Below are 8,923 nucleotides of genomic sequence, written 5' to 3'. Positions count from 1 at the left end.
GTGCGATCTGCGCCTACCGAAATTCCGGCGTGAACGACAGCGGTAGTTTCTGGAACCCGCCGATGCACGCGACCATGGCGAGAGACCAACGCTTTAAGCTCACGTTCTATGCCAGTGGCGGCTTAAACCAGCGGGAACTGTTCGATCTTGAAACCGATCCACAGGAGACCGTCAATCTTTCAGGCAATCCCGTCCATGCGGAAGTTGAACTCAAGCTGCTGGGCGACATCGCCTCGTTTCTGCAGAATGAAGCGATGATGGCAGCACCGCGAGCAACGTCCTCCATCCCCAATGCAGCGCAGCGGCTGCAAAACAGAATCAAATAAGATCGACAATCCGTAACATGCTTCAGTGGCTGGAGAGCCAGTGCGCCGCAAGCGTGCAGGCGAGCGTGCCCAGCGGCGGAAGGAACGATAGCGCTAGCGCTCCAGTGCCACCGTCTTGATGACAGCGAAGACCGACTTTCCAGGCTTGAGTTCAAGGCGCTCGGCGGAGAGCGCGGTGATACGGGCGAGAAGCATATCCTCGCCGCAGCGGATGCGGATGCGGACCATGCCCTCGCCGTCCGGCTCCATCGAAGCGACATGGCCATCGAGGATGTTGAGAGCGCTCAGGCCCTCGGGCCGTCTTATCGCCACCATCACGTCGCGTTCGGGAATATGCACCCTGACTGTACGTCCGGCTTCAACATGGGCATTCGGTACCATCAGATGCGACGTGGAAAGCCGAATGTTTGCCAGACGATGTTCCGTGTCGACCGACTGCACGGTGCCGAAGAGAACCGCACCCGCTTCACGGCGGTCGGATGACGGCAAGGATGAGCCGCCAAGGATATCCGACGGAGTGCCGACCGCTTCGACCTTGCCGTCTCGCATCATGACCACCCGGTCGGCAAGCCGCGCCACCTCAGCCACGGAATGGCTGACATAGACGATCGGCGTCGTGGTCTCATCGCGCAGCCGTTCGAGATAGGGCAGGATTTCCGCCTTGCGCTCGTCGTCGAGGGCCGCGAGCGGCTCGTCCATCAGGAGCAGGCGCGGCGCCGACAGGAGCGCCCGGCCGATCGCGACGCGCTGCTTTTCGCCGCCCGACAGCTTGCCCGGCCGCCGGTCGAGCAGCGCGCCGATCCCGAGGAGGTCGACGATGTGGTCGAAGTCCTCCCCCCGCGCAGCCTTCGATGCAAACCAGCGGCCGTAGACGAGGTTCTGGCGGACGGTGAGATGCGGAAAAAGCCGTCCTTCCTGGAAGACATAGCCGAAGCGTCGCCTGTGCTTCGGCACGAAGATGCGGTTTTCCGTATCGAGCAGCACCTCGTTGTCGATTATCAGCCGGCCGCGGTCCGGCCGCAGGAGCCCGGCGATCACCCTGATCAGCGAGGTCTTTCCCGAGCCTGAACGGCCGAACAGCGCCGTCACGCCGCCTTCCGATGTAAAACCGGCATCAAGCGTGAATCCGCCGAGTTTCTGCTGTGCCTCAACGACAAGGGTCATTCGATGTCGACCCTCCTGCCGATCAGATAGGCCATGAGCTCGGAGGCGAGCAGCGCGGCAAAGGAGATGACGATCGCGACCAATGTGAGCCGCATGGCGCCGAGATCACCGCCCGGCACCTGGGTGAAGGTATAGATCGCCGCCGACAGCGTCTGCGTCTCGCCCGGAATGTTGGAAACGAAGGTGATTGTCGCGCCGAACTCGCCCATGGCCTTGGCAAAGGCGAGGATCATGCCGGCGATGATGCCGGGCAGGATGAGCGGCAGCGTTACGGTGAGGAACACCCAGGCAGGACTGGCGCCGAGCGTACCGGCCGCTTCTTCGAGCTTGTGGTCGACCGCTTCGATCGACAGTCGGATCGAGCGCACCATCAGCGGAAAGCCCATGACGCCGCAGGCAAGCGCCGCACCCGTCCAGCGGAAGGAAAAGACGATGCCGAGATATTCGTCAAGAAAAGCGCCGATGACGCCGCGCCGGCCGAACACGATGAGCAGGATGAAGCCGGTGACGACCGGCGGCAGGATGAGCGGCAGGTGCACGACCCCGTTCAGGATCGACTTGCCCCAGAATTTCCCGCGGGCAAGCAGATAGGCGATGAGAATGCCGAAGGGAAGGCTGACGACCATCGCCACGCTGGACACCCACAGGCTGAGCCTGACGGCCGTCCATTCCTCGTCGCTCAATACCAGCCAGTCCAAACGCTACCCCCAAAGGAAGGCGGCTCCCGCAAGGGAGCGCGAGCCACCTTAACCCGACTTACTTCAGAACCGTAAAGCCTTCCTTCTCGAAGAAAGGCGCAGCTTTTTCCGACTTCAGGTATTCGAGGTAGGCGGCGGCATCCGAAGACCTGGATTCCGAAAGAATGGCGATCGGGTAGATGATCGGCGGATGGGTGTCTTCCTGAAACGTGCCGACCACTGCGACACCCGGATCGGCTGCCGCATCCGTCTGGTAAACGATGCCGTATGGCGCCTCGCCGCGCGATACGAGGGCGAGTGCGGCGCGCACGCTCTCGGCCCCGGCGACGCTCTTTTCGACCGAGGCCCATATGCCGAGTTTTTCGAGCGCGGCCTTGCCGTATTTGCCGGCCGGAACGGAACTCGGCTCGCCCATGGCGAGCCTGCCGCCCTTCAGCAGACCGGCAAGGTCGAGGCCCGGCTTGATATCGACCGGTGCGGCCTTGTCCTTCGCGGTGATCAGCACGATCCGGTTGGCGAGGAAGTTGGAGCGGGTCTCTTCCTTCACGAGTTTTTTGTCGGCAACGTATTTCATCCAGTCGAGGTCAGCCGAGATGAAGATGTCAGCCGGCGCGCCGCTTTCGATCTGCTTGGCAAGCGCCGAACTTGCCGCGTAGGAGACGGCCACCGCCCTGCCCCCCTTGGCGCTCCAGGCCTTGTTGGCGTTGTCGAGCGCGTTCTTCATGCTGGCGGCAGCAAAGACGGTCACCTTTTCCTGTGCAACGGCGGGCGTGGCAAGGCCGGCCAGCGACAGGAAGGCGGCGGTCGCCGAAGCAATGGCGATCCTGATCAAGGAGCGACGGCTAATGGTCATGGTTCCCTCTCCAATCCTCAACGAGATATCTTCCTGAATATATCGGGGATGAAGTTTTGGCCAGCGTTATATTCCATGAAATATCTTGGTCGGCGGGATGTGTTGAACAGCAATCGCCCGCCGCAACGGATTGCGTCGCAGCGGCGTTGAAACGTTCGGGCGAGAGGTCAGATGCCGAGCGCCATGCCATCCTTGCGGGGGTCGGAACCGCCCCGCAATACGCCGGTTTCCCAGTCGATCCAGATCGCCTGAGCGCCACCCATCGGCGATTCCGGCGCCTTGACCTGAAAACCCCGCCGTTCGAAGTCCCGGCCGATCGTATCGCGCAGCCGATGTTCCATCTCGACCTGGTTGGTGCCGGGCAGCGGGAAGAGGCGCGGCAGGTCGATCGCACTCTGCAGGTCCATGCCGTAATCGAAGACTTTGGAGAGGAAATGCGCATGGCCCATCGCCTGGTATTGGCCACCCATGACGCCGAAGGGCATCACGGCACGTCCATTCTTCGTCACCATGCCGGGGATGATCGTATGCATCGGCCGCTTGCCGGGAGCGACTGCGTTCGGATGGTTGGGATCGAGCGAGAAGCTGAAGCCCCGGTTGTGGAACATGACGCCGTGGTTCGGGTCCATGCGGCCGCTGCCGTAGACGAAGAAGATCGAGTTGATGAAGCTGACCACGTTGCGATCGCTATCGACCACCGAAAGGTAGATCGTATCCCGGTGCGGCACTTCGTCGAACTTCGGCAAGTCCGTTATCGCCTTAGTGGGATCGATCATGCCGGCCAGTTCCTTGGCGAGCGCATCTGAAAGCAGATAGTCGACCGGCACGTCCACCTTGGCCGGGTCGGCGAGGAAGCGGTTGCGGGCGGCATAGGCCAGCCGGGTCGCCTCGACCTCGATATGCAGCCGTTCGGGAGAGAGCGGGTCGCCTTTGCCGGGGAAATGCGAAAGGATCTTGAGGATCATCAGCGCGATGATGCCCTGCCCATTCGGCGGGCACTCATGGATTTCGTGGCCGCGGAAGGTCGTCTTGATCGGCGTGACATATTCGCCTTTCGCAGTGGCGAAATCTTCGAGCGTGTGAAGTCCGCCGATGCTGTTCAGGTAGCGAACCAGATCCTCGGCAATCGGACCCCGATAGAAGGCATCCCGGCCCTCCCGCCCAATCGCCTCCAGCGTATCGGCGAGTTCCCGCTGATATCGGATCGAGCCGGCGGGCGGGGCCTTGCCATCGACGAGGAAAGTGCGGCTTGCAGTCGGGTCTCCCTTCAGCACCTCTTCCTGCGCGGCGAGGTCATACGCCGAGCGCGGCGGCAGCGCATAACCGTCGCGGGCAAGTTTGATCGCCGGCGAAAGGATGTCGGCCATCTTCATGCGTCCGTGGTCGGCGACGAGCCGTGTCCAGGCATCCACGGCACCGGGCACGGTGATCGTGTGCGGTGAGGTGCGGGTGAGGCTGGTAATGCCGAGCGAGCGGAGGTGCTCGACGGTCGCGGCGGCCGGTGCGCGGCCGGAACCGTTATAGGCGATGATCTTGTCCGTTCCGCCGAGCGAGAGAAGCGCGAAACAATCGCCTCCGATACCGGTCGAGCCGGCTTCCACCACGCATTGCACGGCGCAGGCGGCAACCGCCGCATCGATCGCGTTGCCACCGCTGCGCAGGATGTCGATTGCCGCCAGTGTTGCCAGCGGCTGGGAAGTTGCCGCCATGGCATTGCGGCCGACGGCCAGCGAACGGCCGGGTAATTCGAAGTCTCTCATGGCGCTCTCATCGTTGGAAAAGCGGGCGAATGCCCTGTCACGGCTTGTTATCCACTCAAGAGACCACGCCGAAGGCCAGTCATCAAGGCCCTGGTTGTCGTTTTGAGATGGCTGATATTCCGCAGCAACCCGCTAATTTTGCCGACCACGGCCGACTTGACGCCCGTCTCCTACATGCCATTCTGCGAATAAAGGGAGACGGGGTAATGAAATATGTGGTCAATGGGCTCATCGCCCTCGTGGGCATTCTCGGCACGGGTGCGGTTGCGGGCATCGCCGCCATTCTGATGGCTGCTTTCGAAATGACCGGCTCCTGTTTCGAAGGTGCCTGTGCCTATACGGCGGTGTTCCTGGTCTTCCCGTTTCTCTGGATCGTGCTGATGGTGATCTTCTTCGCCATATGGATGTCCATTCGCCGCAAACGGAAAGCGCTGGCCATCGGCAGACCCTGATCCGCCCGGTTTCGATATCCGCGAGCTTGCTGTGCCCCTGGTTCCTGATAGATTTCGGTGACGGAGGACGGACAATGTCGGTGAAATCATCGGAACGGCAGGTCGGGGAGATGCCGGCAGAGAACAAGGATCTCATTCCTGCCATTTTCCAGAATCTCATTGGTTACCACCTGCGCGTGGCCCAGGAGGCGTCTTTCCAGGCCTTTGCCAGGGCGACCGGGAAAGCGGACCTGAAGCCCGGCTGGTATTCGCTGTTGACGGTGCTTGCGGAGAAGGAAAGCATGACGCCGTCGGAACTCAGCCGAATCTGCGGGCGCGACCGGTCTACGCTGACGTCGAGCCTTAAGGGACTGGTGACGCGGGGATTGATCGAACGGCGCGGAAATCCGGAGGACCAGCGCAGCTACAACGTCCGGCTGACGGAGGAAGGCCGGCAAATGCAAGAGCGGCTGCATATCATCGCCAAGGCTCATGACCGCCGCCTTGATGAGATTGCAGGCGAGGACAAGGCTGTGCTTATCGCTGTACTCGGCCGGGTTGCCGCCGCGCTTGGGGCAGAGCGAGATTTTTGACGACTGTGCCCGATATGTGCGCGTTCCCTCCGGACCGGCGCCACAGATTGGAATCCGCATCGTTTGAATTGAAAAGGCCGGCGAAGTCTCCCTCGCCAGCCTGTGCGATCTTGAGAGATCTGCTTCAGAGAATATGCGTGCCGCCGAGGTTCTGCACCGCGCGGCGGGTCATCACCGCCACCAGATGGGCGCGATAATCGGCCGGGGCATGCATGTCGCCCATCATCTGCGACGGATCGATGGTCAGGCCGTCCAATGCTTCGACTGTGAGGCTCTCGTTGAGCCTCTCTTCGGCCTCAGTCCAGCGGAACACGCCTTCGTTGCCGGCACCCGTGATCGCCACGCGGACATGCCCGTCCCGGTGCTTGGATACGAAGGCGGCCGCCATCGAATAGCGCGAGGCCGGATTGCGAAATTTCGCATAGCCGGCGATTTCCGGAATCTTGAACTCGACGCGGACGAGGATTTCGCCGGGCTCCAGCACCGTCGTGTAGAGGCCCTGGAAATAGTCGTCGGCCGGGATGGCGCGGCGGTCGGTGTGGACGATCGCGTCGAGCGACAGCACGGCCGAAGGATAGTCGGCGGCCGGGTCGTTGTTGGCGGTCGAACCGCCGATCGTGCCCATATGGCGCACCTGCACGTCTCCGATCGAGCCGGCAAGGCCGGCCAGTGCCGGAATGGCGGCCTTGACCTCCTTCGAGGCGGCGACGACCGCATGCCTGGTGGCCGAGCCGATGATGACCTTGTCGGCCGTCACTTCGATGCCGGAAAGTTCCGGAATGGCGCGTACGTCGATCAGGTGCTGCGGCGCGGCAAGCCGGCTCTTCAGCGTCGGGATCAGCGTATGGCCGCCGGAGAGGTAAGACGGCTCTTCGGAATTCTCGTAGAGGTCGATGGCTTCGGAAAGCGTCTTCGGCTTGTGGTAGGTCGTTGCGTACATGGCCGTGTCCCCTCCCGATTATTCGGCCGCGACGGCATGCGCCGCGCGATGTTTTTCCGCCGCATCCAGCACCGCCTTGACGATGTTGTGGTAGCCGGTGCAGCGGCAGAGATTGCCTTCCAGCTCGTGGCGGACGGTGTGTTCGTCGAGCATGCCGTCGTGGCGGCGGATCATGTCGACCGAGGCCATGATCATGCCGGGCGTGCAATAGCCGCACTGCAGGCCGTGATGTTCGTGGAAGGCCTGCTGCACCGGATGCAGCTTGCCGCCTTCGGCAAGACCTTCAATGGTCATCACTTCCGAGCCATCGGCGGCGACGGCCAGAACCGTACAGCTCTTCACAGCCTTTCCGTCGAGATGGATCGTGCAGGCGCCGCACTGGGTGGTGTCGCAGCCGACATGGGTGCCGGTCAGCCCCAGATGCTCGCGGATGAACTGCACGAGCATCGTGCGGTCCTCGACCTCTCGTGTCTCCGGCTTGCCGTTGACGGTAATGGTGATGCGGGACATGAGCCCCTCCTCTCAAAAAGACTCAGGCGGCAAGCGCCGCGACAGCGATGACGGCGACAGCAACGACGCCGGCGATAATATAGGGCAAACGGCTCGCACGCTGCCCGGCCGGCGCTGCGGGTGCAACAACCGGTCCGGCAGCTTCGGGAGCCGCAGGTGGGATGGGTGCCGGTGCTGCAGCTGACATGACAGGCGCGGCAACAGCCGCCGTCGCGATAGCCTCCGCTACACCGGCATCGGTTGCATGATCAACCATGACGGCGCGCGCCGCAAGCTTTTCGAAGAACTCGTCGGCGAGTTTTTTTGCCGTGGAATCAATGAGCCTCGATCCGAGCTGGGCGAGCTTGCCGCCGACCTGCGCCTTGGCGAGATAGGTGAGCACGGTATCGGCACCATCTTCGGCGAGATGCACATCGGCGCCGCCCTTGGCAAACCCGGCGACCCCGCCCTTGCCCTCACCCGAGATCGTCAGGCTTTCCGGCGCTGTCACGTTCGACAGCGTCACCTCGCCGGCGAACGTCGCCTTCACCGGGCCGATCTTCGTGGTAACGCGGGCCGCAAAACCGGTCTCCGGCGTGCCCTCCAGGCTTTCGCAGCCGGGAATGCAGGCCTTCAGCACAGCCGGATCGTTGATCAGCGCCCAGACGTGCTCGCGCGGCGCGGCGATGCGATATTCGCCCTTGAGATCCATAGGTTCACTCCTCCCTGTCCGTCATTTGCTGCCTGTGACCGATTCGTAGAACGAGAGGTCAAGATATTTGGAAATATCGGTCAGCGGTGTGTTTCCCGATCCGTAGCGGGAGCGAAGGTCCAGGACGGCCTTCATGCCTTCGGGCAGGATCTTTGCGCCCGGAGTGAGACCGGAGCGCGGCGAAAGCAGACTTGCCATGATCGAAGGGACCGCCGCCGGCTGGATATCCGGCATCTTGGCCTGCAGCAGGACGGCGCCGGCTTCACGGTTGGCTGGGTTAAGCGTCCATTCGAGCCCCTTCAGATAGGCACGAATGAAGGCTTTCACCGGTTCCGGATTTTCGGCGGCATAGGCGCGACGGGCGGCGATCACACCGCCCTGGTAACTGTCGAAATGGTTCGAGGAGACGTCGAGCACGTTGAAGCCGGAACGTCTGGCGATGCTGGTGAAGGGCTCGATCGTCAGCGTCGCGGCATGTTCGCCGGCCTTGACCGACTGCCAGCGCTGCGGGGTGGCGCCAACGGCGGCGAAGGTGACGTCGTCGCGGCTAAGGCCGCTGCGGGCCATCATCTCGAAGAGCACGAAGGCAAAGCCGGTGGTCAGCGCATCGAGTGCGATCGAGCGTCCCTTGAGATCCTCGTAGGTCTTGACCTCGGGCGCGGTGACAATCGCGAGCTCCAGCTGTGTGGCCCCGATCAGCACGACATAGTCCGGATTGACACCCTCCGTCGTCGCACCCTGGCCTTCACCATAGGCGACGACATTGTCGAAGGCGGTGAAGACGATGTCGAACTCGCCGGCGGCAGTCTTCTCCGCCTGGGCGACCGAGCTCGGGGTCAGCGAGATTTCGACATTCAGGCCTTCTTCCACAAAGAAGCCCTGTTCGATCGCCGCGAAGGTCGGCAGGTTCGGTGCGCCCGGGAATGCGATGACGCGGACGGTCTTCAAATCACTCAT

General features: G+C 62.5%; 10 protein-coding genes and 1 pseudogene. 3 read left to right on the top strand and 8 right to left on the bottom strand.

The features are described 5' to 3' along the window. Positions 1-326, top strand: a pseudogene (locus JL39_RS32045) (hypothetical protein); the annotation flags it as partial. Between the two features lie 93 nt (positions 327-419). Here the strand turns inward: JL39_RS32045 and modC are convergent. The 4 genes from modC to ggt form a co-directional block, all read right to left on the bottom strand. Next, positions 420-1,490 (bottom strand): molybdenum ABC transporter ATP-binding protein, encoded by a 1,071-nt coding sequence (gene modC, locus JL39_RS00980; protein ID WP_037145319.1) that lies wholly within the window; start codon positions 1,488-1,490, stop codon positions 420-422. Then, entirely contained in the window at positions 1,487-2,188 is a 702-nt protein-coding gene (gene modB / locus JL39_RS00975; RefSeq protein ID WP_037145318.1) for a molybdate ABC transporter permease subunit, read from the bottom strand. The genes modC and modB overlap by 4 nt, the downstream gene beginning before the upstream one ends. A 58-nt stretch (positions 2,189-2,246) precedes the next feature. Further along, complete coding sequence (gene modA, locus JL39_RS00970; protein ID WP_037145317.1) at positions 2,247-3,041, bottom strand: molybdate ABC transporter substrate-binding protein; 795 nt, start codon at positions 3,039-3,041, stop codon at positions 2,247-2,249. A gap of 167 nt (positions 3,042-3,208) precedes the next feature. Further along, a complete protein-coding gene (ggt, locus tag JL39_RS00965; protein ID WP_037145316.1) occupies positions 3,209-4,801 on the bottom strand; it encodes a gamma-glutamyltransferase in 1,593 nt (530 codons plus the stop codon). A gap of 206 nt (positions 4,802-5,007) precedes the next feature. Here ggt and JL39_RS00960 point away from each other — a divergent pair, with 206 nt between their 5' ends. Beyond that, the gene (locus tag JL39_RS00960; protein WP_052182566.1) at positions 5,008-5,253 is read left to right on the top strand and encodes a hypothetical protein; all 246 of its coding nucleotides are present in this window, start codon (positions 5,008-5,010) and stop codon (positions 5,251-5,253) included. A 74-nt stretch (positions 5,254-5,327) separates the two neighbouring features. Beyond that, positions 5,328-5,825 (top strand): MarR family transcriptional regulator, encoded by a 498-nt coding sequence (locus JL39_RS00955; RefSeq protein ID WP_052182565.1) that lies wholly within the window; start codon positions 5,328-5,330, stop codon positions 5,823-5,825. Between the two features lie 124 nt (positions 5,826-5,949). On the opposite strand, the gene JL39_RS00950 is transcribed toward JL39_RS00955, so the two are convergent. Genes JL39_RS00950 through JL39_RS00935 form a run of 4 tightly spaced genes read right to left on the bottom strand, consistent with a single transcriptional unit; the run spans position 5,950 to position 8,923 of the window. Continuing rightward, positions 5,950-6,765 carry a xanthine dehydrogenase family protein subunit M gene (locus tag JL39_RS00950; RefSeq protein WP_037145315.1) on the bottom strand — a complete coding sequence of 272 codons (816 nt, stop codon included), beginning with the start codon at positions 6,763-6,765 and terminating at the stop codon, positions 5,950-5,952. Between the two features lie 18 nt (positions 6,766-6,783). Next, positions 6,784-7,275, bottom strand: a complete 492-nt coding sequence (locus JL39_RS00945) for a (2Fe-2S)-binding protein (protein WP_037145314.1) — start codon at positions 7,273-7,275, stop codon at positions 6,784-6,786. Positions 7,276-7,297: 22 nt separating this feature from the next. Then, positions 7,298-7,966, bottom strand: coding sequence for a carbon monoxide dehydrogenase subunit G (locus tag JL39_RS00940; RefSeq protein WP_037145313.1), 669 nt, complete (start codon positions 7,964-7,966; stop codon positions 7,298-7,300). A 21-nt stretch (positions 7,967-7,987) separates the two neighbouring features. Further along, positions 7,988-8,923, bottom strand: coding sequence for an ABC transporter substrate-binding protein (locus JL39_RS00935; protein WP_037145312.1), 936 nt, complete (start codon positions 8,921-8,923; stop codon positions 7,988-7,990).

It is taken from the genome of Rhizobium sp. YS-1r, assembly GCF_000757525.1.
GTDB classification, from domain to species: domain Bacteria; phylum Pseudomonadota; class Alphaproteobacteria; order Rhizobiales; family Rhizobiaceae; genus Neorhizobium; species Neorhizobium petrolearium.
The sequence above is the reverse complement of the archived record's forward strand: the minus strand, read 5'-3'. Positions and strand labels throughout refer to the sequence as shown.